The organism is Paenibacillus sp. D51F (genome assembly GCF_053345695.1).
In genome coordinates, this window is the sequence record NZ_JBKFAO010000002.1 from 595846 (window position 1) to 622646 (window position 26801).

Here is a 26801-nt window from a genome sequence, read left to right on the forward strand (position 1 = left end):
CCTATTCCTCCGCCGCCTCCCGCCGGAGGACGGCAAAAAGCCGCCTCCGGTCTGGAAGCGGCGAAAAGAGGCACAAGCCAAATAAAAGGCATGTTCGACCACTTTCCTACGCTGGCATGACCCAGATCAGGTTCGAAGGGACCAAAGCTTGCGCTTTATCTCAGCCCGTGCGGGCGCCCCTAGTGGATATCTTGGTATGACTATAAGCCGGGGTGGTGGAAGTTGTCAACCTCGTCGATTCTGAGAACAAGAAGGTAGGATCCCGATTTATCTCGATAACTCAAATATTTCATTAATAGTAAAGCCTCGAGTTGAAATTCTCCTCCAGATTCCGATAGACCGAGCCATGCATCTGCTCTAATTCTCGAACTAATTGTTCATGCTCCGACTTCGAGAATGTTAGCAGCGGATACGAACCTTTCAAATGCTGCAAAAAGTCAATTCGGTACGGGGTTGGCGGATGCGTAAAATCAAGTCTTGAACCTTCAGCCCTTACGACATGGCGGATGCGTTCAAGCTCGCGTACAGGAATTTGTTCCGCATAAGCTTTCCACTCCGTGATGAAGTCTTCGGCCTGCCGAGAGAAAATAAAACGATGCAAGCAGCTCTCGAACGGACTGTCGTAATGCAATTTTTCCAGCAGCCCAATCATGGCTTGCTCGCCGCTGACTTTCACGCCAAGATAGTCGGCATAATATTCGCTGCGCTGCTTGTTGAGATGCAGCAATACGAGCACCAGACGTGCAATCGTCCATGGTATGAACGACAATGCTTTCATCAGAATATCCGATAAAAGATATAAAATGGCCATATAGCCTTCTTGAGTCGCTCCCCGAGCCGGAGTGAAAAAGTAGTACCATTGCTCCGCAGCGATATAGGCACTCCAAACATACCGATTGCGCGTGACATCATGATTGGCTCCATGAGCCGTTTCATGCGCAATTAGTGCTATTTTTTCTTGAGGGCTGCAGATAGCGAATAACGGGAGACCCAGCGTAATGACTTTACGACCTCTCCAGCCGAGCTGTGTAAAGGATGCATTGAATTCTTCATTGATCTGCACGCCATATACGCGCGAAGTGCCTAATGAATCCGAGACTGCATCAACGACTCTATATAGAGTCGGATAGTCTTCGCGGGAGATCAGGCCTTTCTTATCGACGCTACCCAAGCGAGGAACGGTAATGATCTGTATGGCTACCATCAACATGCCTATTGCCGTAGGAAACCAATGATTGGAATGGTATGCAACGATAAGCCAAACTCCGCTTATGAACATGGAGAGCGAGACCAGATGAATTATTGTCGCAACCAAATATAACAGCAGATTCGCTTTAAGCTTGTCCCGCCAGTCTCCGTTGCTGATCGAGTATTTGACCTCTTCAAGCATCTGTTCGCCTTGCCTCACGCCCAGCTTGTGGTATAACCGTGAAAATCGATCTCTCATATCAGGCGTGCGCGGTTCTATATTCCAGCCGCATTCGCACCACGACTGGAATTGCTGATCGCAGGGCACATTTTTACCACATCGCGGACACGATATCGTAGCTTGTCTGTCCAAGCCATTTAAAGACAACGAATTCATTCTGTTCCTGCTTTCTCCGGTCATCCTTATTTGAATTCCCAATAATAACCATTATATCAACTTTCTTTCCAATCTGGTAGATTAATTAATCAGCAAAAAACAGCCTTGGCCAACTAACGTTCAAGGCTGTGAATCTATTCCTCCAGCAACCCTCCCCACCGGGCAGCCGTCGCCTCCCAGGTGAACTCGGCCATGACCCGCTCGCGCCCCCGGCGTCCCATCTCCTCGCGAAGCCCCGGATCAAGCAGCAGCTGAAGAAGCCGGGCCTTCAGCTCCGTCTCTAGCCGGTCCGGCTCCACGAGAAATCCGGTGCAGCCGTCGACGATGATTTCCTTCATCCCGCCTGCTTTCGTCGCCACGACCGGCAGGCCGCAGGACATCGCCTCGACGTTCACCAGTCCGAACGATTCCCTCGCTCCCGATGGCACGACAGCGGCATCCGCCGCCAGGAACCAGTTCGGCACTTCCGGATAAGGGACATAAGGAATGAACCGGATGTGGCGAGGATACCTCTTGCCGAGCGCCTTCAGCGCACGGCTGTACCGGGTCGTCCGATGCGAGCCGTAGTAAGGGCTTCCGACGACAGCGAGCAGCACATTCGGGTGGAGAGCGATGATATCCGGCATGACGCGCAGCAGATGATGGACGCCCTTGAGCGGAATAATTCTCCCCACGAATAGAAGCACGTCCCTGTCCTGCCAGCCCCTCTCATGCCTTAGCGCTTCCCTGCGCGCGGCTCCCTCCGGCTCCCAGCGGGAAGGAAAACGCTCCGTGTCCACGCCGAGATGAACGACTCTCAGCTTGTGCGCGGCCTCGGGAACCTGGCCTGCCACCGTATCCCGCAGGAATTCGCTGTTGACGATAATTTTTTCCGCAGCCGCAAAGCTCCTCTTCAGCCTATCCCTGCTGATGACTTTCGGTGCAATGAAGGAGGAGGAATGCAGGTTGATCCATATTCTCGCATCGGGATGGCTCCGCTTCATCTTGAGCGCATAGCCGGGACGATTCGCCACTTCGATGAGATCCGGACGGAAGTTATGGATGGCCCCGCTTACACTGCGAAGATAAGCGGATTTGTCGCCTGCGGGAAACCGTTCGCAGCGGACCCCGTCGATCTGTCCGACAGCACCGAGCCCAGCCCCCGAGCGGCCGTATATCCGGGCTTCAGCTTGCTCCGCCACTAGAGGCGCCATCTTCTCGATGACGCGTTCCACGGAGCTGCTGCCGGCTGAAGGAATGGGGAAGGAACCCGGAGTGACGAAAGCGACCTTCAGCTTCTGCAACTTGCTTCTCCCCTTCCTGCATGAAAGCTTGCTGCTCCAGCATATTCTCCGAATGGCGAACCCGAAAGGGTCACGCGTCCTGCAATGGCAGAAGCCGTGCCGTTTTAGGCTTCATCACGAAATCTCTACAATGCCTAGACCGAACGCTTTCCTGCTGTACCGGATGACTGATATCGTTTTCAAGGGATGGTTGGGCAGTTCTCAATGCGGTGAATATATACCCGCGAGTATAATATTGTCATCCTAATCCAGATTCAGATTATAGTTTATCAAACTGAGCCAAGGAGGAAAGTCCATGAGCGCATCCCCTGCATCCTTGCCCCGAAGAGGCAGAGCATTGAAGGCTCTCGACCCGCTCGCCTTCATCCTTGTTATCGTCATGAATTCTCTGGCCGTCCTGCTCCCTCTGGGAGGGAAAACGACCAAAGAGCTGTCCGACCACTATCCGCTTCTGCTCACGCCGCCGGGATATGTCTTCACCATCTGGAGCCTGATCTACCTGCTCTTGGCCGGGTTCATCGTTTATCAATGGACTCCGCAGGGCAGCTCGCGCAGCAGCGTGCGGTCCATCGGCTTCTGGTTCGTCCTGAACGGGCTGGCCAACTCGGCCTGGATCGTCGCCTGGCATTACGAGCATGTCGGGCTCAGCGTCCTCATCATGCTGATTCTGCTCGCGTCCTTGATCGTCCTCTATGCCAAAACACAGCGCCCTTCTTCGAGTGCGACGGCAGGCGAGCAGCTGCTGGTCCAGCTTCCGTTCAGCATCTACATGGGGTGGATCAGCGTCGCGACGATCGTCAACGTCTCTACCTGGCTGTACAGCCTGGATTGGAACGGCTTCGGCTGGGGAGATGCGGCTTGGGCTCGGATCGGACTTGGGGCAGCCGCCTCGCTCGGCTTGGCCGTCGGCTGGATTTTCCGGGATCCCTATTATGAGCTTGTGCTCGTATGGGCCTTCATCGGCATCGCCGGGAAGGACGTCCAGCCTGCCGCGGTCTCGTCGGCGGCCTGGGCTCTTGCCGCTCTCCTCGCGGCGTGGGCCGTCCTTCAAGCCGTCCGCCGATATCGCTTCCATTCGTTGAAATAACTCCCTCATACGCCCGATTTCATTGCTTTGTCCATGCGGATGTGGCACACTAGTCGGGACGGCCTATGCCGGCATAGGTCCGCAAGAGCAGCGGACTGAGACCGCCGCATGGCTGACAGCGAAAGGACGTGAAGAGCGGAGGCATGTGGACCTGGTTATTCCGCCATATGACGGAGCTCGGATCCCGCAAATGGATTTCCCGCCTGACGGGAAGCTTTGCGAAATCCAGAGCCAGCCGGGGATTTATCCCCCGTTTTGCCCGCACGTACGGCATCCGTACCGAAGAAGCGGAGCGAGCAATCCAAGACTATGCGACATTGAATGAGTTTTTCACCCGCAGGCTGAAGCCCGGCATGCGCCCTGTGGACGATACCGCCGACATGGCGGTAAGCCCGGTCGACGCGCTCGTGACGGGAGCCGGTCCGATCCAGGACGGCACGATGCTGGGCATCAAGGGGCAGGACTATACGGTCGAGGAGCTGCTCAACGGCTCGCCCCGCATCCAGAATTATCGCAACGGCTATTATGCGGTTCTTTATTTGAGCCCGACCGATTATCACCGCATCCATGTGCCGGCCGACGGCGTCATCGTGGAGCGGGAGCATCTGCCTGGACGCGTGTATCCGGTGAACGAATTCGGCCTCACGAGGATGCGCCGCGTGCTGAGCCGCAACGAGCGGCTCGTGACGTACATGACCCACAATGGCGGCGAGATCGCCATCGTCAAGGTCGGCGCGCTCAACGTCAGCAGCATCCGGTACACCGAGCCTCAGACCGCCGATGTCCGGCGCGGCGACGAGCTGGCCTACTTCGAGTTCGGCTCCACCGTCGTCCTGCTGTTCGAGGACGGCACGTTCGAGCCCCGTACAGACCTGGCCGTCGGCCTCAAGGTCAAGATGGGCGAACAGCTCGGCAAGCTGGTTTCAACCTGAACGAACGGCACCAAGCCGCCCCGAGACGGAATTTATCCGTGGGGGCGGCTTTTTTAGCCGGAGAAATGACGAACCGATCTCGAAGCAGACGGCTCTTGTCTGGAGTCATACGGCCTGATCGCCAAAAAGCCCTGATCCGGAAAACCGGCTCAGGGCTTGCTCTGCTTTGACTCTATTCGGCCTTGAGCTTCACGACCATGCTCTTTAAATCGCCATGCAGCTGGGGAAGCGGAATGCCGTAATGCATGAGCCGGTCTCCGGCCCATGCCTTCTCCGTGCCCGGCAGCTTGGCAGCGGGCGGCTCGGCGCCCGCCGTCTTCAGCTCCTCCATCCGGTAGGAAGCCTCCGGATCGAGTCCGGCCAGCCGCAGCCTGCGCAGCGGAGCATTCGGCTCCGCCAGCGTCCGGAACCAGAATACGGCCGCTTCGCGCCGGTCCTCCGACACCATCATCCAGGCCGTCTCGTTGCCTTGGAACGGACTCTTCAGCCGGTAAAGGTCGCCAGACTGAATCAGGCTCCGCAGCTCCTTGTAAGCGGCAACCTGTCTCTTCACGATCTCTTTTTCCTGCTCGCCGAATTTGGTCAGATCGAGCTCATAGCCGAAGTTGCCCGACATCGCCACGTCGCCGCGCATTTCCAGCGAAGCCATCCTCCCGACCTGATGGTTGGGCACATCCGATACATGCGCGCCGATCGAGCTGACCGGATAGACCATGCTCGTGCCGTACTGGATTTTGAGGCGCTCGACCGCATCCGTATCGTCGCTCGTCCACGTCTGCGGCATGTAATAGAGCATGCCGGGGTCGAAGCGGCCTCCTCCTCCGGAGCAGCTCTCGAACAGAACGTCCGGGAAGGCGGCTACGATCCGCTCCAGCAGCCCATACAAGCCGAGCATATAGCGGTGGGCGACTTCCATCTGCCCTTCCGCTTCCATGAGCGCGGAGCCGATCTCCGTCATGTTGCGGTTCATGTCCCATTTGACATAGGTGATCGGACAGCTTCCCAGAATGCCGCTGATGGCATCGAACAGGTAGTCCCTCACATCCTTTCGGGACAGATCGAGAATGAGCTGGGAACGACCTTCCGTGCGTCTGCGGCCCTCGGCATGAAGGCACCAGTCCGGATGAGCCTTATACAGCTCGCTGGCCGGGGACACCATCTCCGGCTCGAACCAGAGGCCGAACTGCATGCCGTGGCCGTTGACGCGGCGGACGAGATCCTTCAGGCCGTCCGGGAGCTTGGCGCGGTCCACGACCCAATCGCCCAGCGAGCTGTTGTCGCTGTCCCGCTTGCCGAACCAGCCGTCGTCGAGCACGAACAGCTCGATGCCAAGCTCGCTCCCCGCTTTCGCGATCGCCTCGATCTTCTCCGCATTGAAGTTGAAGTAGGTCGCCTCCCAATTGTTGACGAGAATCGGGCGCGGCTGATCGCGGAACTTGCCGCGGCAGAGACGGGTACGGTACAGGCGGTGGTAGGCCCGGGACATCCCGCCGAGTCCTTCGGAGGAATAGACCATAATCGCTTCAGGCGTCTGGAAGCTCTCGCCGGGCTCCAGCCGCCAGGAGAAATCAAACGGATTGATGCCGATGCTTACCCGGGTCATGCCGAATTGATCCACTTCCGCTCCCGCCAGGAAGCTGCCGCTGTAGACGAGGCTGAAGCCATAGGCTTCTCCCTGCTCTTCCCCCGTATCCGCCCGGACAAGAGCGGCGAACGGGTTCTGCTGATGGGAGCTCGACCCGCGGCGGCTTTCCAGGGACGTAGCCCCGGCCGCGACGGGCCTGCGGACGACATGCCGCTCCCTTGTCCACGCGCCGGACAAGTAAACCAGCTCATAGTCCTGCTCATGGAAATCGACGCTCGCGCTGAGCGCCCGGAGAATCTTGAGCGGACGGGCGGACGAATCCAGCTGGAGCCGGGATGAGCGGGCCAGAATGCCGGCATCCTTGAATACGGTGTAGGAGAGAATGACGCTGAGCCCGGAATAGTCATCGCGCAAGACCAGCTCCAGCGTATCGGCTTCATCGTCCGATTCGGCATAGACGGCAGGCAGCCCCTCCAAACCAGGCTTGCCCTTGGAGATCGTGTACGAATCGTAGCGCAGCTCCGTGATCCGGGTCCCGTCTTCTAGCTGCACCTGGTAGGCCGGAGCGCGGAAGTCGCCCGTTCCGTACTGGGGATATTCCTGAGGCAGCGCGTCCAGGGAAATCGTCCGGTCCTCCGGGAACGGAGTCGGGGAGAAGGAAGCTCTCTCGACCCTGCTCAGCATGCTCTCGAATCCCGCTTCGTCCCGCAGACGGCGGCCCCAATACAGATGGAGAGGATAGCCGTTCACTATTTGAATGACATAGCTCATTTTGCTGGAGTATAAATGAAAGACTTGTTCCTTTTCATGGTAGATTGCCGGCATGAGAACATCCCCTATTGAATTGATTTGGCCGCTGCTCCGCAGCTTTCGCGGATGATGAGGCGGGTATTGAGCATAAGCTGCAAGGAAGCCTCCCTGCCTCCGAGACGATCGAGAAGCAGATGGACAGCGGAGCGGCCGATCTCTTCCGGGAAGGCCTGGACGGTCGTCAGAGGGGGCTGGAGATACCCCGATATGTCCATGTCGTTGAAGCCGACGAGCGCCATCTCCTCCGGCACCCGAATTCCGCGTTCCTGCAGAGCCTTAAGTGCTCCCACTGCGATCGGATCGCTGCTCGCAAAGCAGGCTGTGGGCCGCTCCCCCGAATCCAGCAGGCTTTGCATCGCCGCATAACCGCCGGCCGGGCTCCATGCCGCCGTCCGTATCCACTCCGGGCGCAGCAGCCCCCTTTCCTTCATCGTCCGTTCGAACTGGACTCTCCGGAAGTCATGGAGAACGGGAGGCTCCGGACTTGCGCTCATGCGGACCGGGTACTCTTCTCCCGCCAGCAGGCCGATCCTGTCGCGGCCAAGCCCCAGAAGATGCTCCAGCACGCCATTGACGGCTCCTTCAAAATTCAGCCGGACGCTGTCATGCCTGCCGTCGTCGAAGTGATTGTTGACGAGGACCAGCGGAACTCCTGGAGGAAGGAGGCGTTCCAGATCCTCCGGCATGAAGCTGCCTGCCGCGATCCAGCCGTCGACTCCGGATAGATCCGGCTCTTCTCCGCCGGTATAACGCTGGACGACAGGCTGCGGCAAGCCCAGCTCCTCCGTGCGCAGCTCCATTCCTTTGCGGATGAGCGAGAAATAGGAATCCTGCTGCTCGTCATCCGCAGACAATGTCAGCAGCAGTCCCAGCCGCTTCCTGGACGCTGTCGACTCCTCCCGGATCTTCTTCATCTGCCGCGGCTTGTAGCGCAGCTTCTCAGCGGCGGCAAAGATGCGCTGCTTCGTCTCTTCGCTTACGGAAAGCGTAGCGTCGTAGTTCAGCACTCGGGATACGGTGGCGGCGGATACCTTTGCTTCGTCGGCAATTTCTTTTAGAGTGGCCATAAACGCACATCGCTTTTAGTAAAATTTTTAGTAAATGTTTACTCAATACTTTACCAAAGATAGAGGTCGTTTACAATCTCTTCTTTCTTCCGATCAACACAAGTTCGAACGGAAGCGAGGTCAGGCTTGACGGCTGCCTCCCGCATTCCCGCCAAGCTCGCTCCACTGTTCGGCGATGGCCTGCATGCCGCGGCCGATCTCTTCCTCCTCCAGGTGCGCAAACCCGAAAAGAGCGAAGCGTTCGTCCTTGTTTCCTCCGGACTCGCCCGCAAAATAGCCGCTCCCGTCATGCCAAGCGACTCCCCTTTTTCGGCAGCCCTGCAGCAGCCGGTCGTAATCGTCTCTGCTGCCCGTCCATTCCGCATATTGATGCAGGCCTGCATCGGACGGACGGAAGCGGAATGGATTCCCTTCAAGCTCGTCGAGTCCCCGGTGGAGAGCTGCCAGCCTGCGTTTGTACTGGCGTTTCATCCTCCTCAGATGCTTGGCGTAGGAGCCTTCCGCGATGAAATTGGCCAGCGCCATCTGCTCCAGCTGCCCGGAAGCGTAGGGTTCATAAAACGCTTTGGCCTGGGCGAGCCGAGGAGCCATCCAAGACGGAACGACAGCGTAGCCGATCCTCAGCCCGCTGTACATCGTGCGGGAGAAGCTTCCCAGATAGATGACCCGTCCATTGCGATCCATCGCCTTGAGAGGCTCGCCCAGCCTTCCCGAATAGCGGAACTCGCTGTCGTAATCGTCCTCAATGATGATCGCGCCGCGGCGCTCCGCCCAAGCCAGCCATTGCTTCCTTCTCTCGGCGGACAGAACCGTCCCGGTCGGGAACTGGCGGTTCGGCGTCAAAGCCGCTATCGCGGCATCCCAATCGCCTGGAATCGCTCCGTATTCATCCACTGCCGCCTGGATCAGCTCCGCCCCGGTCACGGAGGCCGCTTCCCGGATGCCGCCATAACATGGATATTCCAGCACGATGCGCCGACCCGGCTCGGCCAGAATTTGAAACAGCAAGGCCAGCCCCTGCTTGGAGCCGCTCGTCATGACAATCTCCTCCGGAGAAGCGGCGATTCCCCTCTCCATATAGAGCATGGCGGACACCGCTTCCCTGAGCCGGAATAGACCGGAGCCGGGTATTTCCCTATAACCGTCAGGGAGATTCTCCTGCATGCATTCCCGAACGGCGGCATGAAGCGCGATCTTCCATTCCTTTACGGGAAACAAGCGGAAATCCGTCTGTCCGGACTGGAACAGCTGCTGCCCGAACGAACGGACTGCTTGCCGCGATTCAGGGGCAGCAGGAGGATAGCCTTCTTTGTCCGCTTTCAATTCTTCCAGCCTGTTGAACCATGCCGACATCTGCTCGGAGGGCTGCTCCACGCGCTCAAGCTTTGCCGAAGGATAAGGGATCCGCTGCGCGACATACGTGCCGCTGCCCCGCTCTCCCTGAATGTAGCCTTCCGCGTACAGCATGTCATAGACCTGAGTAACCGTCCCTCTCGAAATTCCGTACAGTTCGGCAAGAGAGCGGGAAGACGGAAGGCGCTCCCCTTCCTTCAACTGCCCGCTCCGGACGGCATCGCGCAGCGAATCGTAGAGAGCCGCTCTTTTGCTTCCGGACTGGAGGAAATAGCGTTCAAAAGCCAATCGAATCTCCATGCCTCTTCCTTCTCCTTGCCAAGTGGTCTATTAGAATGTCCTCTAATTGGATCTTATCTTGTATCCACTTTAGTTGTAATGTTCAGCTAGAGCAAGCAAACCCACGAGGGGGAATAGAGAATGAGAAGGAAAGAATTCGATCAAAGCCGCGATGTGATCGAACTGGAGGCTTTCTTGAAAGAGATGACATTCGGCTTCATGGCCAGCATCCGTCCGGACGGAACTCCGGGAATAACGCCGCTTAATTTCGTGTACCACAAAGGAAATCTGTACTTCCACGGTAGCCGGGCAGGGGAAAAAATGAAGAGCATCGCGGCTTCCGGGGAAGTCAGCTTCTGCGTGGCCAGGGAATACGCCCTTATCCCTTCCTATTTCTCGGATCCGCTCCTCGCTTGTCCGGCTACCGCTTATTTCAAATCGGTCCTCATACGCGGGACGGCGGCTCCGCTGGATGATCTGGAGGAGAAAGCCGAGGCGCTTGAAGCGATGATGGCCAAGCTGCAGCCGGAAGGCGGCTACAAAACGATCGCAGCCGAAGATCCTGATTACATCCCTCGCCTCAAAGGCGTTGCCGTCGTCAAGCTGACCGTCTCTTCCCTGTCCGCCAAATTCAAATTCGGTCAAAACCTTGCCGATGAGGAGCGGGAGGATATTGCCGGCCAGCTGGAGCGGCGCGGCTGTCCGTTCGATCATGAAACGGCGTCGCTGATGCGGCATTATGCCCCGGGAAATAATGACGAGCTTCAGGACTAGAGTTCTTGTCCAAGAACAAAAAAATGCGCCCCTGCCATCGCGAGATGACAGAGGCGCACTTTTTTTAATGATGGAGCTTAGGAAGCTTGCAGCAGGCGGGAGATGATGACAGCCGCTTGCGCACGGTTGGCGATGCCTTTCGGCGCGAACTGGCTGGCGTCAACGCCGGTCAGAATGCCCGCATCGGTAAGCTGGGCAACCGATTCCTGAGCGTAGGAAGCGATTTTTCCTTTGTCCTTGAATTTGGACAGAGCGGCGTTTTTGTCGACCTTGGCAAGCTCATGCTGAAGCTTCAGAGCATTTGCAGCCATGATCGCCATTTCTTCACGCGTAATGACGCGGCTTGGCTCGAACTTGTTGTTGCCGGTTCCCTTCACGATGCCGGCTTTGACAGCCGCTGCGATCGCTTCGGTATACCAAGCGTCTTTCTTGACGTCGGTGAACGTTACCGTTCCCGCATCGTTCAGGCCGTAAGCGCGAACGAGCATCGTGATGAACTCAGCGCGGGTCAGGTTTTTCAGAGGAGCGAATTTATTTGCGTCTACGCCCTTCAGAATGCCTTTAGCTACGAGTTCTTCGATAGCGGATTTAGCCCAAGCGACGTTGCCGAGGTCGGTGAATGCAGGAACCGGAATCGGAGTGGCGCTCGGTGCTGGCGTTGCGGATGGTGCCGGCGTTGCGGATGGTGCAGGTGTTGCGGATGGTGCTGGCGTTGCGGATGGTGCCGGCGTTGGTACAACTACCGGAGGCGTCGTTGTTCCCGAACTCTTGATGTTCGTAATCCGACCTTCGATGGAAGCCGTTACCGATCCTTTTTTGAACTTATTGAGAATGTAATCGTAGAAGCCTTTCAAGTCGCTGTCGCCTACAACTTTGTTCGATGCCTGCGTCAGGACTTTGTAGTTGTCCCCGCCGGCAGCCATGAAGTCGTTGACTACAGCAGTATACGTTTTGTTCGGGTCCAGCTGCGTTCCATCTGCCAGAAGCAGGCTGGTTACACGGTTTTCGACAGGCTGGCCGAAGTCGGCGATATATTTCAGGCCGGAAATCTGCAGCGTCTTCGTGTTCGGTGTTCCATCAGCGTTCAAAGCCCATTGTTGTTGAAGCAGGGTTTTGACTTGGGCGCCAGTCAGAGACAGCTTCACGAGCATGTTTCCGAAAGGCTGTACCTTCGCCAGGTCGCCGTAAGTGATCGAGCCTTTCGGAAGGTCGGCGCGGATGCCGCCTGGGTTCATGAACGCGAAGTCCGCAGGACCATTGGATCCTTCGAATTTAGCGTTACGCATAGCGTCTGCAATCAGGTTGCCCAGCGAGGATTCGCTGTTGTAGGCATCCGTTCTCGTGATGGTACCGTCCGTCGTGCCTACGGATTCCGTCAGTTCAGGATGCAAGTCGACATACTTCTTGATCAGAGCGGCCGACTCGGCATCCGGAGTAACGCCTTCTTGGAAGGTTGTCGTTACGACAGCGGATTTTTCTTTGACGTCGCCCGTTTTGTAGTCGATAACGAGCTTGATGTCTTCGTATGCGGAACCATACGAGTAGGCTTGTACGACCAGCTTGCCGTTGATGACTTGGTTGGCATAAGCGTGATCGTCGCCGGCTACGATGACGTCGATCGGGGAGTTCGCAGGAAGCGCCTTCGCCAGATCCACGGCTTCGCCGACTGTAGTCGTCGTGCCTGCAGTCGTCGTCGTTTTGGCCGGGTCATGAGCCAGGACGATGATGGTTTCTACGCCTTGAGTCTTGAGCTCATCAGCATATTTGTTCAGAGCTTCAACTTCTTCGGAAGCGGAAAGGAAGGATACTCCAGCCGTACCCGATGGGGATACCTTGCTAGGCGTTGCCTTCGTTACCGTACCGATGAAGCCGATTTTCACGCCGCCTACTTCTTTGATTACATAAGGAGTGATCAGCGGTTTTTTGGTCGTGTTGTCGATGACGTTCGCGTTCACGTAGTCGAAGTCGACGCCGCTGTGCACGATTTTGTCGTTTTTAGGATCTTTGCCGCCGTACAGCTGGGCTTTCAGCGCATCGATGCCTTGGTCGAACTCGTGGTTGCCGAGGGAACCGACGTCGAACTGCATCATGTTGAGCCATTCCAGGGTCGGCTTGTCGCGCTCGAGAGCGGATACCGGAGCGGATGCGCCCACGGAGTCGCCGTTGTGGAAGAGGATGGAGTTCTCGTACTTAGCGCGGGCATTCTTCAGGTAGGTGGCCAGGATCGGCGCCGTACCTGCCGCTTTGTTGCTCACGGTGGAGACGGTGTCCAGCTGTCCGTGCAGGTCGTTGATGCCGAGAAGATGGACTTCAACATCTTTTGTCGGAGCCGGTACTGCCGCTTTCAGACGATCCAGCGTGAAGATGCCGAAGCTGGAAGCGTCCATCGTGTTCGTGTAAGAAACGCCTTGCGGAAGCACATCGGATGCTTTAGGAGCCGACGTGAACGTAACCTTCACGTTGCCTTTGATCGGCAGGATGGACCAGTTTCCGTCGGCGGAAGGATTCACCGTGCCTTGCTTCTCGATGTATTCCATCAGAACTTCGCGGTTCTCTTTTTGGGTGTCGAGAATCATGTCGGCTGCCTTGACGCCTGGGAAGTTGCCGCCGCCGCTTGCGCGGTAGTTGTTCGTCACGACGATGAATTCCTGGTTCGGGTCAACCGGCTTGCCTTCGAACGTCAGGTCGACGACGCGGCTGGAGTTCGCGTTGGCGATCGAGCCGTCCGGGTTGTATTTCGCCGGCTTCGTCACGTCGTATTTGTAGTTGACGCCATCGATCACATCGAAGTTGTAGACGGCGAATTTGGAGTTCAAGATCGGCTGGGCAGCCGATTTGCGAGGGCTGATCGTGTTGAACGCGCCTGCGCTCATGTCCAGCCAGTCCTTGATGACGGAGCCTTTGACCTTGATCGCCTTGAGCGTGTTGTCGTACAGGTACAGGTCGCTCGCGCTGCGGATCGTCAGGTCTCCCTGGCTGATATCCGTATATTCGGATGGGCCGTTGCGGCCGGCTTTGAACGGCGCTCCAACGCTCAGAATCGGCAGATTCTTCACATCCGCCGAAATGTCGGCGTTGCTGGCCAGCTCATTTTCGACGAACCACTTCTGGGCGTTCGTCACGATTTGGATGGTCGGATCATCCTGCACCATGGCGAAGAAGCTGTTCATCGGAGCGGAAGTCGTTCCGAGCTTCTTGCCGGTGTATTCGATCGTCGCTTGGTGAGCGGCTCCGACGGCGTCCTGAACCGCTTTGTCCGGCTCGACCATAGGAACGTTCACCGTTTTGCCGGCGGCATCCTTCTCGGTTTTGTAGATGGAGCGGGTCTGGGCTTTGGAAGCCGCTTTGTCGACCGCCCATTTGCCGTCGCCCGCAGGCAGGACCTTGAGGTTGATCAGGCCGAGGTACGCGCCGCCGTAGCCGGCTTCCACGGCCGGAGTGCCGTTGATGCGCCCGTTGACGTTGTCGACGACGGCTTTGGAGTTGTTGTAAGGCAGCTTCGTATCGGGATCGATGAAGCTCGCATCCAGCGCGCCTGTCGTCGGGAAGACCTTATGGGTGTGGGAGAACGTGACTGCATCGATGCCCGCGACTTTCGTCAGGGCGTTGACCGCATTCTCCTCCATTTGGCCTTCGGTCGAAGTCGCATCGAAGCCCGTATGGGCCATGGCGACGACAACGTCAGCCTCGTTGTTGTCCCGGATTTCCTTGGCGAACTTCGCAGCCGTTTGGGAAATATCCTTCGTTTTTACTTTTCCTTCCAGACTGACCTTGTCCCACTCCATGATCTGTGGAGTCACGAGGCCGATCAGAGCGACGCGTATCGTCTGGTCCTGACCGTTCGCGTCCTTGACTTGCTTGTCCAGCACGACATATGGCTTGAACGCGTTCTGGTCGTTGCTGTCGTCGCTGTCGTGATCGTCGATATAGATATTGGCGTTTACGTATGGGAAGTCTGCACCCGGGAGGGTGTCGTAGCTTGGGTTGTACTGGCCGATCGTACGCTCGAGGAAATCAAGGCCATAGTTGAACTCATGGTTGCCGAAGGTAGCGGCATCATAACCCATGGCGTTCAGGGCGGCCATCATCGGATGAATATCAGTCGTATTTACAGGCTTGAAATCGGAATGCTGCGCTACGTAGGTGCCCAGTGGAGTTCCTTGAATCAGGTCTCCGTTGTCGAGCAGCAGATTGTTAGGGAATTCGGCACGGGCATTCTTGACGAGCGTTGCTGTACGGTCAAGACCTACCGTGAGGGAAGGCGCGTTTTTGAAGTAGTCGTAGCCGTACACGTTGGTGTGTACATCCGTCGTGCTCAGCAGTGTGAGATCGACCGGTGCGGCTGCGGCTGGAGCTGCAGCTGCCTCTGCGGCATGAGCCTTGCCCGTCGTCAGGACGCCTGCACCGAGTACCTGCGCGGACAGCACGGCGGCTGCCAGCACGGAAGCGGCCGGCTTGTTCCATTTCGGCTTCCAATTCATAGAAATATGAGTCCTCCCTTATTGTTTCGTACTTCGACATTATAGCAGTCGAAGAAAAACGAAAATCATAAAAAGCATAAATTATTCCTAAAGGTTATGTAAAGAAAAATATCATGAGGGCACTTGGAAAGGTGAAAGCGCATAAACATGCATGAACCAGTTTGTAAATTCAAACGGAACAATTCCGTTATCACTGGTCGAAAAAACAAGTGCCGGCTATGCGCAAAAAACCTTGCAGCGTCCAAAGGACGTTGCAAGGTTCAATGCGGCGCTGCGTCCTCGGGACGTCGGAAGGCGCAATCTCGCGCGATCTCCACGAAGTCGCTGGCGCGCATAGAGAGCTTCATGCGGCAGAGAGCCGCTCGAAACGACAAAAAGCTGCAGCCGCGCGACGTACTGCCGCCGCGCTTATGGCGAGCTGAAGATCATTTCAGACCCGAAACGGCCCCCTCTCCGCTCTCGCTTTGTTCCATTATAATGGTAACGCATTGCACCCCCGAATTCTCGAGCAGTTGGATACGCGCTCCGCGACCGTCATCCGGTCCGGGAGACGCTCCGTTGACTCTCGCCCGGCTCTTCGAGGCGGGCAGGCGATGCGGGTTCAGCACGGTGATCTCCGTCCACGATCCGCCATGGCGGTATATGAGGCTTACGGAAGGCCAATCCGCCGGAAGGCATGGCTCGATGATCAGCTCATCTCCTTCGCGCTTCAGACCGAGAATCCATTCCAGGCCAGCCTGATACATCCAGCCGGAGGCGCCTGTGTACCAGGTCCATCCCGCCTTGCCTCCGTAAATGTCCGTCGTATAGACATCCGCGGCCATGACGTAGGGCTCTCCTCCATATCTCCTGACATCGCCCGGCGACTTGGCATGGTTGACCGGATTCAAGAGCCGGAACAAGTCCGCCGCTTTGTCGCCTTCCCCCAGCTCGGCCCATGCCACGATGCTCCAGATGACGCCATGCGTATACTGGGCGCCGTTCTCCCTGAGCCCCGGCGGATAGCCTTGAATATAGCCGGGGCTTGGATGCGTCTTGTCGAACGCGGGAGCGAGCAGGCGCGCAAGCATCAGATGGCGGTCGACAAGCTCGCGGTCGAACGACCGCATAGCCATGGAGGCCCGCTCGCGCGGAGCTCCGCCGGAAATGACCGACCAGGACTGCGCGATCGCGTCGATGCGGCATTCGGCGCTGCGGCTGGAGCCCAGCCAGGCGCCCTCGTCGGTGCATGCCCTCCGGAACCACTCGCCGTCCCAGGCATGCTCATTGATGGCAGCGGCGATCCGAATCCGTTCCTTGCGGTAGTGGGCGGCCCGCAGCTCGTCCCCGCGGCGCTCGCAGACGGCGCCGAATTTCTCCAGCACGACGCATAGGAACCAGCCGAGCCATACGCTTTCGCCGCGGCCCTCGTCGCCGACCGAGTTCATGCCGTCGTTCCAGTCGCCGATTCCCATCAGCGGAATGCCGTGAGGGCCTGAAGTGAGGCCTTTGTCGATGGCCCGGACGCAGTGCTCGTACAGCGTTCCCTCCTGGCCGGAGAGAACGGTCGCTTCGTACCGCTCATGCTCCTCGGGACCGAGCGGGGCGCTTGCGATGAAAGGAGCTTTGTCGTCGAAAACATCCCAGTCCCCCGTATGAACGGCATAACGCGCCGATGCATATGGGAGCCAGAGCAGGTCGTCGGTATAGCGCGTCCGGATTCCCTTGTGCGTTTCTTCATGCCACCAATGCTGGACATCGCCCTCCTCATACTGGTGGGAGGCGTTCAGCAGCAGCTGCCGGCGCGTCAATTCCGGCATGGCATGGAGCAGCGACATCGAATCCTGGAGCTGGTCGCGGAAGCCGTATGCGCCTCCCGCCTGGAAGAACGCCGTCCGCGCCCAGACGCGGCAGCTGAGAGCCTGGTACAGCAGCCAGCCGTTCATCAGCAGGTTCATCTCCTTGTCCGGCGTCTCCACGACCGTCTGCTCCAGCTTGTCCTTCCAGAAGGCGGCTGAAGCCGGCTCCACGGCCGAGCAGCTGTCCGGGCTGCGGAAGCGCTGCGCCAGCTCCAGCGCTTCCTGCCTGCTTGCGCCTGCCCCCAAGGAGAGATAGACGGTCCGCGTCTCTCCCGGCGCCAGCGTCAAAGCAAGCCGGACGGCTCCGCAGCTGTCGGCGAAAACGCCGGTTTCCCGGCTCAGGGCCGCGGTTCCCATTCCTGCCGGGCAGTATACCGTATGGCCGCTTCCGACGAACTCCTTGCGGTTGGCCGTGAAGCTGATGTCTTCATCGCGGTTCCCCGTCCGGTCGGAGCTGATCCTCAGGAAAGCCGAAGCCTCCCGGAACGTATCCTGATAGGCATTTCGCGCAAGCAGCGATTCGGATTCCTCGTCCCATTCCGTAACGATATAGGAGGCCGAAGAATCCCGGCTCACTCCAAGCACCCAGCTGCACATGCCGGTCACGGACAGCCGGCGGCTCCGATCACTCTCATTGGTCAAGGTGACTGCGGTCAGCTTGACGGAGTCGGAAGGATGGACCGAGACGGATATGGACTGTTTCAGTCCCTCCATCGCCGTCTCGAAACGGCTGTATCCGCGTCCGTGAGCGACGCGGAATTCCCGCGTATCCGACGGGGAGGGAAATGCCGTCCAAAAACAGCCCGACTCCTCGTCGCGGACGTAGGCAAGCTCGCCCGGAGGATCAAGAACAGGATCGTTCGACCAGGGGGAAAGCTTGAATTCGCGGCTGTTGCTCCACCAGGTATAGCCCGTTCCCCGTTCGGTCACGAGCGTTCCGAAACAAGGGCCTGCGATGACGTTGCTCCACGGTACGGCCAGCGGCTCGCCCGGCTTGAGCCGGATCACGTACTCGCTGCCATCCGCGGAAAAACCGCCCCATCCGTTGAAAAACTGAAGCTCTCCGGGTTCCGGAGCCAGCGGAATCGCCGCAACGCAGGCCTTTCTACGCGTCTGCAGCGAAGCCTCGTCCCAGCCTCCCGTTCCAGCCGCCTTCACCTCATTCCCTGCCTCGGCAGCTTGCTCCGCATCATCGCCGGCGGTCCGCAGCGGACGGCTGCGAAGCTGGGCTCCGATGCTCGGTCCCGCCGCATCAAGGGCGACCCGAGCGGACGCGACCAGCAGGTCGAGGCTGTCCTCCGAGAGCTTGGCCGCATCCAGCGGATACAAGCCGCCCCCTACGGAATAAGGAGGATAGGACACCGCGGACTGCACGGATGCCGAGAGGGCATGGTGAAGCTCCTGCTGATAGCCTTCGCTGCTCTCGTTCAGCAGCACCAGATCGCATGCGATGCCCAGACGCCGCAAGTATCCGTGACCGTCAATGATGCGATTCGCGAATCCAAGCTGCGATGGATCGCCGATGCGGAGCAGCATGATCGGGAGATCGCCGGATATGCCCATGCTCCATAATCCCGGCTGGCCGGACTTGTTGCGTCGGATGGCTTCCGCCCGCTCGCGTCCAAGAGGCGGAACATAGAGCAGCCTGGCCGCCACAGTCTGCATCGCCGCGGCATCCGCAGGCTGCAGCCTGTGCTGCCGCAGCGAGATTCCCGCGAGCGTCCAGGCCAGATCGGCCGCCTTGTCCATGCGCTGGATGCCGCGCAGCTCGCGCACCATCTGCAGCGCCTCGCCGCGCGAGCCGGACATGCCGCTCACAGCCTGAAGCACAGCCTGCTCTCCAGGCTGGAGCGTCAGCTTGCGGCGCAGCACGAAGGCGGGATCGAGCACAGCTCCTGTCGTTCCGCTCAGCCGTTCTCCGGCGCTTTGCGGAGCGGCGAGAGAATGGCCGCGGCCGATGAACTTCGCCCGGTCCGTTTCATATTCAAGCGGAGCCGACTGTTCTCCATCGGCGATCAAGGCATGGACTCCCCATAGCTGCTTCTCTTCGGGCGAGCGAGGCCGCCGGCAGGCGAGCAGCGCGCCGGTATCCGCGTCATAAGATGTCTGGACGAACAGCTTGCTGAATGCCGGATGAGCGTCGTCGACGGCTGGAGGAGCAAGCGCCAGCTCCAGGTAGGTCGTGATTTCAAGCAGGCGCGGCTCCCGGCTTTCATTCACCAGCCGCAGCAGCCGGATCTCAGCCGGGTGCTCGGGAGCGGCGAACACCTCCATGACGGCGGCGACACCGCCTTCCTTGCGGGAAAACTCCGCCTTCTCCAAGCCGAAGCTGGCGGAGGCTCCCTCCCCTTCCGAACCGACGGGATAGAAACTGGGCGACCAGAACAGACCGCCTGTAAGATCCCGGATATACACGGCCGGTCCGTACGATTCCGTGAGGGCATCTTCCCGCCATCGGGTCATGTTCACGCCGCCGCTGCGGATGACGCCGCTGCCTGCCGCCGTCACGATCGTCGTGAAGGAGCCGTTGGACAGCACGTTCACTTCCGGCACGTCCGTGACCGGATGGCGGAATTCGCGGATGTAACGGCCGTCTTCAGCCGGCGCGCTGCGCGCCGATCCCGGCCTGAGCGCCTGAGGCGCGATGACAGCCGCCTTTTCCGGGATGCGTTCCTGCAGGATAAGCTCAGCCGCCTCTACGCGCGGATCGGCATGGAATCGTTCGGTCATGGGACGCTCCAGCAGCAGATTGCCGAGCGTGAGCAGGCTCATCCCCTGATGATGGGCCATGAAGCTGCGGACGACGCGGTACTTGTCGCCTTCCGGCAATCGGGACGGAGTCATGTCCACCGCTTCGCAGAATCCGTATGGACCGACAGCTCCGATCTCCTCATAATGCCGAAGATTGTCCATTCCGTCCTTGATGTCCCAAGGCAGCGCCATCACAGCCGCATACGGCGCAAGAACGAGTTCCTTTTCAAGTCCTCTCTGGAATCCGAGCCCCGGCACTCCGAATGCTTTGTATTGATAGTTCATGTCGTAATCGAAGGCGTAGTAGCCCGATTCCGAAATGCCGTAAGGCACTCCGCGCTCCCGCGCATATTCCTTCTGCCTGGCGACTACAGCCCTGAACGTGCTGTCCCATATCGACCCGCGATAGGTTTTCATCAGCAAGGCCGGCATCAAATATTCGAACATCGTGCCGGACCAGCTCAGCAGAGCCGGATTCCGTCCGATCCGGGTCAGCCCGCGGCCCAGCCTGAACCAATGCGATACGGGAAGCTGGCCGCTCGCGATCGCGAGGAAGCTGGCCTGTCTCGCTTCCGATGCCAGCAGATCGTAGAGGATGTCGTCCCGTCTGTCCTGGTCGGCGTTGTAGCCGAGCGACAGCAGTTGGGCCTCGCTGTCGTAGAGCGGCCGGAAATCGGTCTCGGCAGCCATTTTCTCGAGCCGTTCAGCCAGCCGGACAGCCTTCTCGAGCGAGGAGGATGTTCCGGACTCGGACCCCGATTCGGGCTCGGCTCCCGATTCCGATCCAGTCCCCGACTCAGACTCCAGCTCCAGCATAGACTTAGTGGTCGAGTCAGAGGGAGGATCAGTCTCGGACGCAGCCGGAATATTCGCATTGAACCGAGCCCGTTCGTCCGGCCAAGCTCCGCTCTCCCTCTGCGCCCATTCCAGCACTCCTTGCCTGACAGCGATCAGGTAGGCGACGAGATTGCCGGAATCGACCGTCGATACATACCGGGGATAGAGCGGCTGCAGCGTGCCGGTGTCGTACCAGTTGAAGAGATGCCCATGCCACCGGTCCATCTTCTCCAGCGTGTCGACCGTAAGCGAGATTCGCTCCACCATCTGATCGAAGGAAATGAATCCGAAATCCCGGGCTGTGACGGTGCAGGCGAGCAGCAGGCCGATGTTCGTCGGCGAGGTCCGCCTTGCCGCTCCTTTGTCCGGATCGAGCTGAACGTTGTCGGGCGGCAGCCAGTTGTCTTCCGCCTTGACATGATCCGCGTAGTAAGCCCAGATGTTCGCGGCCAGATTGCGCAGCTTGCCTCGGTCCGCATTCGACAGCCTCTCCCCCCGTACCGTCGGAGCGCCGTTCAGCCAGATGACGAGCAGCGGAGCAGCCAGCCAGGCCGCTGCGGCTAGAATGGCGGCAGCCTGCCACCCGGCCGCAACGCCGGACAGCCAGCCGGCAACGGGCAACAGCAAGGCCAGCACCGTTCCCGCAACCCGGAACGCGATCAGCTTCCCGCCGCTGTTCCTGTCCGTCTCTGCCGCGCTGGTCCATTCCAGAAGCCTCTTGCGGGATACGTTCAGCCGATAAAGAGTCCGCAAGACGGCATCGGCCATCATGGCGGCCTGATAGGGCAGCAGCAGCACCGACAGGCAGGCTTGCAGGACGGCGGCTTTCAGCTGTCCAGGATGGCGCGCCAGGTAGCGTGGAGCTGCGAGAGCTTGAAGCAGCGGCAGGCAGGCCGTTAGAAAAGCTACTGCCAGCAGCGTCCATCTGGCTCCGGGAGGCAGCAGCAGCCCGATGACGAGCAGCAGGTAGAGCACAGGGGGAAGCAGGCTCCGCCTGAGGTTGTCGACGATCTGCCAGCGGGTGATCGCGCTGAGATCGACTGGCCGCGGCGTGCCGGAGCAGTCGCGCACCTTGGGCTTCAGCCAGCACAGCAGCTGCCAGTCTCCCCGGACCCAGCGGTGCAGCCGCAGCTGCCAGGAGCGGAACGTCTTCGGATGCCCGTCGACAAGCTCGATGTCGGAAAGCAGGCCGCTCCGCAGGAATCCTCCCTCCAGCAGATCATGGCTGAGAACGGCATTGTCCGGAATCCGGTCCGCCAGCAGCCGGCGGAACAGACGCGCATCGAATATCCCTTTTCCCGTAAAAATACCTTGGCCGACACCGTCCTGGTATGGATCCGACACCGCGAACGCATACGGATCGATGCCTGGGTTGCCTGCCCAGAGCGCGGCCAGGCGGGAGCTGGCGGCGGATTCCCTGCTGACCGCGATTCGCGGCTGCAGCACCGCGTAGCCTTCCGCCACCCTCGTGCCCTTCTCGTTGAGGCGCGGCCGATTGTACGGAAGATGCATCGTGCCGACCATCCGCTGCGCGCTTCCGATGGGAAGCTGCGTGTCGGCATCCAGCGTAATGACATAAGCGATCCGCGGAAACACGGAAGCATCGGATTCGCTCAGCGAGAAACCGGTCTGCTCTTCGCCCTCCAGCAGCCTCGCGAACTCGACGACCTTGCCGCGCTTGCGCTCCCAGCCCATCCAGACGCCTTCCCGCTCGTTCCAGGTCCGCTTCCGCTGGAGCATGTGGAACGTGCTTCCGTCCGCGCCATATTGCCGGTTGAGCCTTCGGATTCCTTCCGCTCCGGCTTCCGCAAGCTCCTCGTCCCGCTCTGTATGCTGAGTCCCCGCATCGGGATAGTCGCCTAGCAAGGCAAAGTGAAAGCGCGCATCCCGGTTGGCCAGATAATGAAGCTCCAGCCGATGGACGAGCTCCTTCACCTCGGCAATGCTCGACCAGATGACCGGAACGACAATCATCGTGTCCGCTCCAGGGGGAATTCCAGTCGAGAAATCGTATCGGAGCAGCGGCCTGGTCGGCATGACTTTCCCGATCAGCCCATGCAGCAGGGCGACAGCCCATTCCGATGCCGGAATCGCAAGCAGCAAGGCGGCCAGAACCCAGCCGCCGGCTCGAAGTCCGCCGGCCGCCCCCGCCCAGATCGTGAGGACGGCGGCAGCAGCAGCGAACAGGACCGCCAGCAGCGAGAGGTATGTGCTTGTCCGATGCCGGAGCAAGCCGCTTTCAGGCAGTCTCCGGGCTTTCGCTGTCCGCAGCGCCTCCCGGCGCAGCAGCTGCCTTCCTTGAGGCTCGAGCAGATAGTAAGCCGCATACGCGCTCCGGGGGAGCAATGGAAGCTCCTGATGTGCATGCTCCTCAGCTTTCTTGTGGAGTTTCTCAAGACTGCGGGGACCCGGAGCATCCTTCCCCGATAAAGGAGCAAAGCTGCCTTCCAGGCCGCCTTTTCCAGGCAGTCCATCGCCATCCGCCGCAAGCCATCCGGCTTTCCCGGCCTCCGTGTTCGCGAGCCGGACCGCGCAGGACGCGACCAGGCTCTCCGGCAGCCCCAGCCTCGCTGCCAGCCGCGCCGTGCTTGTCCGCAGCGTCGCTCTGCTCTGCGCATCCATAAGAGGATAAGTTCCTGCCGCTTCGCTCTTGAGCATCACATCGGCTATGCTGAGATCTTCCAGTTCTTTCTCCCAGGAAGTCCGCTCGGCAGCCCTCAGGCTGCCGATCAGACGGCCTGCCTCGCTTTGATACCGGGCTTGAAGCCTCGCTTCATAAGCGTTCAGCCTGGACAGGCTTTCCGTTCCGTTGTCCAGGCGCAGCAGCAGCCAGCGCCGCACATCCTCGGAATCGTCCGCCCATTCCCGCAGGCGCGATGTCAGATGGGCCACGACCGCCCCCGAGAGCATGATGTCCCTTCCGGCTCTGTCGAGCGCCTCCGCCAGAGGCGACGCTTGCGGCCCTCTGCCGCCGGCCAGCGCCTGCTTCAGGATGCGCTCCGCGGCCATGCAGGCATCATGCCGCTGGCGCACCTCCCTGAACACTTCCGCAAGACGCCTGAAAAGGCATGTCTTCAGAGCGAGCGGCAGCGACCACGTCTCCGCGATCGTAAGCACGGCAACCTCCTGGTAAGCCTGGATGAAGGCGACAAACGTATTGCGGTCGTAGCTTCCGCCCGAGACATCCAAATACCCGTCGCAGACGGCTTCCACCCGGGCATGGCCCGAGCGCCTCAAATAAGGAAGGCCGCCAAGCCCTCCGTGCCTCAGCTCCATCGAAGCATGATAGCCCTGCTCCTCGATGAATTCCGAATGGTCCAGCAGCCATTCGGCGGCAGGCTGCGAGCAGCCGCATTCGTCCGAGCGCAGCTCCTCGGCGAATTCCTGCAGCTGCCTGAGCTGGGCAGCAAGCGCCCTCCTCTGCCGGGACGCCTTTCTTCCTCTAGCCGTATCGTGAGTCAGGGCGAGCTGTCTAGCTGCCTGTATATAGGATTCCATAGTCGTCATGAGTCCCCCTGGGTCGCTTAGCTTAGTCTGTCCGCGCCGGAGCACGCTCCGCTATGCGCTTATCCACCTCAACTAAATATTCCCAAAGGGTCCGTATTTTATGACCTTCTCCTCCGATTCCCCTGCGCTGCCTTCTTCCCGAGCCGCTGCAGCCCAATAAAAAAAGATCCGGCGGCTACCGGATCTCGGACGGGCTCCTGCCCGTATACTGCTTGAACTGCCTGCTGAAGAAAAAGATGTCCCGGTAACCGAGCGCGTCTGCGACCTCCGTCACATTGAGCCCTCCGTGCATGAGCAGATGCTGGGCCCGCTCGATGCGCGTCCGGATCATGTACGTCTGGACCGGGGTTCCGATGATCTCCTTGAACTTGATCGAAAAATACCGCGGAGACAAGCCGGCTCGGCCGGCCAGATCCTCCACCCGATGGGAGATGCCCGGATTCTGGCGGATGAAGTTGGCGATTTCCTGGATCGCTTCCGTCAGCTGGTTGCTCGCCTTGCGCTCCAGGACCGGCTGCCTGTCCGCACGAAGCAGGTGGATCATCATCTGCTTCAGGATGAGCTGCGCTTCCTCCTCGGCGGCAAAGGTCCTCACCAGGAAGAGGCGGACATAGCGGGAGAGCATATTCTCGAATTCCACCGTCTCCTCCAGCACGCGGTAGCGTTCCGGTATATCGAGCGGTTCTCCTTCTATGGCAAAATGGATATAAGACAGCACAAGCGGACGCTGCGGATTGTGGACGGCGCTCGTATAGTCTCCGGGGCGGAACAGAAAGCAGCTTCCCGGTCCGACGGGATAAGGCTCTCCGTTAAGCGTAAGCTCCCCTTCTCCGCTCCAGACATAAAAAAGGTCGAAATTAGCCATCGGCTTCTCCCGGCGCGGCCACTTCCAGCCCGGCTCGCAGACGATCTTGGCGAATGACGGCAACAGCTTGAACGATGAGGGCGGTACTTGCAGCATTCGGCCTCCGATGCTCCTCTTGGGCGAGATTAGATTGAAGGACAGACAGCCGCCATGGCGAAGATCAACCTAATCAGCCTTGTTTTTCGCCATCATACCCCAGCATGGAGGGGGCGCGCAAGCTTCATAAAAAATGTCCGAACCCTCCCTCCGATGCGCAAATAATGATATAATAGCACCCGAAGAAAGCATGCGCATGACCGGCATTCCACTCGCGGCCCTTCAGGACGGCAACGGGGACGGTCATGCAGGCAGCGAGCAGTTGATGCATCAGCCCGCCGGGACCCTCAAGCGGCCCGGACACATCGACCCCCGGAAGGACGGAATCGGAATCATGAACCCACTTGCCCAGCAGTTGAATACCGCGCTGGAAAAAGGCAATGCCCATGTGTACGCCATGTTGTCAGGCCTGGGACGCAAGCTTTATTTTCCGAAGGAAGGCATTCTCAGCCAGTCCGCCGAGGCCAAGGCCAAAGCCACGAAGTTCAACGCTACGATCGGAATCGCCACTGAAGGCGGAGCCCCGATGCACTTGAAGGCTATCCAGGAAACGCTGTCGGCCTATGAGCCGAAGGATCTGTACGAATACGCTCCTCCTGCCGGCAAGCCGGAGCTGCGGGCCGCATGGCGCGAGAAGATGATCAAGGACAATCCGTCCCTTGCCGCCAAGTCGTTCGGCAATCCCGTCGCGACCAACGCTCTCACGCATGGCCTGAGCATCGTAGCCGATCTGTTCGCCGATGCCGGGGACGCGGTCATCATACCGGATAAAAACTGGGAGAACTACGAGCTCACCTTCGGCATCCGCCGCGGGGCCGAAATCGTGGAATACCCTCTCTACACCGCCGAAGGCCGCTTCAATGCCGACGGCCTGCGCGAGGCGCTGCTCGCCCAGCGGGACAAAGGCAAAGCTATCGTCATCCTGAACTTCCCGAACAATCCGACCGGCTACACCCCCGGCCCGGATGAATGCCGGGAAATCGTCGCCGCCCTCAAGGCGGCCGCCGATGAAGGCATTCTCGTCGTTGCCGTCACGGACGACGCCTACTTCGGCCTGTTCTTCGAGGATTCCGTCCATGAATCGCTGTTCGGCAGCCTCGCCGGAATCCATGAGCGCATCCTCCCCATCAAGGTGGACGGCGCCACCAAGGAAGAATATGTATGGGGGTTCCGGGTCGGCTTCATCACCTACGCCTCGGATTCACCCGAGGTTCTGGCCGCTCTGGAGCAGAAGACGATGGGCATCATCCGCGCGACGATCTCCAGCGGTCCGCATCCATCCCAGACCTTCGTGCTCCGCGCTTTGCGCTCGCCTGATTTTGAAGCCCAGAGAGCGGAGAAATACGCCATCATGAAGGGACGCGCCAACCGGGTCAAGCAGCTGCTGGACAGCAGCCGCTACGACGGCGATTGGACGTACTACCCGTTCAACTCCGGCTACTTCATGTGCCTGCGCCTCATCGGCGTCAGCGCGGAGGATGTGCGCCAGCGGCTGCTGAACGAATACGGAGTCGGCACGATCGCTCTCGGCGAAAGTGATCTCCGGGTCGCGTTCAGCTGCACCGAGGAGTCCAACCTCGAGGAGCTGTTCAACCTGGTGCATCAGGCGGTACGAGACTTGAAGACGAACGGATCCCGATAAGGAACAGGCAGGCCGGGCCATCGCAGGAT

At 59.4% G+C, this 26801-nt stretch carries 12 protein-coding genes and 1 riboswitch; of the genes, 4 read left to right on the forward strand and 8 right to left on the reverse strand.

What is annotated here, in order from left to right; all coding sequences use genetic code 11:
- Nucleotides 1-86 precede the first annotated feature (86 nt).
- A riboswitch (TPP riboswitch) is annotated at nt 87-191 on the reverse strand.
- A 101-nt stretch (nt 192-292) separates the two neighbouring features.
- Entirely contained in the window at nt 293-1585 is a 1293-nt protein-coding gene (locus tag ACLBWT_RS06355) for a M48 family metallopeptidase (RefSeq protein WP_447662185.1), read from the reverse strand.
- 134 nt (nt 1586-1719) lie between these two features.
- Nucleotides 1720-2868 (reverse strand): glycosyltransferase family 4 protein, encoded by a 1149-nt coding sequence (locus ACLBWT_RS06360; protein ID WP_447662186.1) that lies wholly within the window; start codon nt 2866-2868, stop codon nt 1720-1722.
- 295 nt (nt 2869-3163) lie between these two features.
- On the opposite strand from ACLBWT_RS06360, the gene ACLBWT_RS06365 reads away from it, so the two are divergent.
- Entirely contained in the window at nt 3164-3955 is a 792-nt protein-coding gene (locus ACLBWT_RS06365; protein WP_447662187.1) for a tryptophan-rich sensory protein, read from the forward strand.
- Nucleotides 3956-4098: 143 nt separating this feature from the next.
- The gene (asd, locus tag ACLBWT_RS06370; protein WP_447662188.1) at nt 4099-4887 is read left to right on the forward strand and encodes an archaetidylserine decarboxylase; all 789 of its coding nucleotides are present in this window, start codon (nt 4099-4101) and stop codon (nt 4885-4887) included.
- Between the two features lie 172 nt (nt 4888-5059).
- Here asd and ACLBWT_RS06375 read toward each other — a convergent pair whose 3' ends face one another.
- From ACLBWT_RS06375 to pdxR, 3 genes are all read right to left on the reverse strand, one after another.
- A complete protein-coding gene (locus tag ACLBWT_RS06375) occupies nt 5060-7297 on the reverse strand; it encodes an alpha-galactosidase (RefSeq protein WP_447662189.1) in 2238 nt (745 codons plus the stop codon).
- A gap of 11 nt (nt 7298-7308) precedes the next feature.
- Nucleotides 7309-8349 (reverse strand): LacI family DNA-binding transcriptional regulator, encoded by a 1041-nt coding sequence (locus ACLBWT_RS06380; RefSeq protein WP_447662190.1) that lies wholly within the window; start codon nt 8347-8349, stop codon nt 7309-7311.
- Between the two features lie 120 nt (nt 8350-8469).
- A complete protein-coding gene (gene pdxR / locus ACLBWT_RS06385) occupies nt 8470-10002 on the reverse strand; it encodes a MocR-like pyridoxine biosynthesis transcription factor PdxR (protein WP_447662191.1) in 1533 nt (510 codons plus the stop codon).
- Between the two features lie 120 nt (nt 10003-10122).
- Between pdxR and ACLBWT_RS06390 the strand changes: the two genes are divergently transcribed.
- Nucleotides 10123-10755 carry a pyridoxamine 5'-phosphate oxidase family protein gene (locus ACLBWT_RS06390; protein ID WP_447662192.1) on the forward strand — a complete coding sequence of 211 codons (633 nt, stop codon included), beginning with the start codon at nt 10123-10125 and terminating at the stop codon, nt 10753-10755.
- A gap of 77 nt (nt 10756-10832) precedes the next feature.
- Here the strand turns inward: ACLBWT_RS06390 and ACLBWT_RS06395 are convergent, their stop codons facing one another.
- The 3 genes from ACLBWT_RS06395 to ACLBWT_RS06405 form a co-directional block, all read right to left on the reverse strand.
- Nucleotides 10833-15236 (reverse strand): bifunctional 2',3'-cyclic-nucleotide 2'-phosphodiesterase/3'-nucleotidase, encoded by a 4404-nt coding sequence (locus tag ACLBWT_RS06395; protein WP_447662193.1) that lies wholly within the window; start codon nt 15234-15236, stop codon nt 10833-10835.
- A gap of 425 nt (nt 15237-15661) precedes the next feature.
- Complete coding sequence (locus ACLBWT_RS06400) at nt 15662-24160, reverse strand: GH36-type glycosyl hydrolase domain-containing protein (protein ID WP_447662194.1); 8499 nt, start codon at nt 24158-24160, stop codon at nt 15662-15664.
- A 184-nt stretch (nt 24161-24344) separates the two neighbouring features.
- Nucleotides 24345-25130: a helix-turn-helix domain-containing protein gene (locus ACLBWT_RS06405; RefSeq protein WP_447662195.1), complete on the reverse strand. Its 786-nt coding sequence runs from the start codon at nt 25128-25130 to the stop codon at nt 24345-24347.
- Nucleotides 25131-25464: 334 nt separating this feature from the next.
- Between ACLBWT_RS06405 and ACLBWT_RS06410 the strand changes: the two genes are divergently transcribed.
- Nucleotides 25465-26772 carry an aminotransferase class I/II-fold pyridoxal phosphate-dependent enzyme gene (locus ACLBWT_RS06410; RefSeq protein WP_447662267.1) on the forward strand — a complete coding sequence of 436 codons (1308 nt, stop codon included), beginning with the start codon at nt 25465-25467 and terminating at the stop codon, nt 26770-26772.
- The last annotated feature ends 29 nt before the right edge of the window (nt 26773-26801 follow it).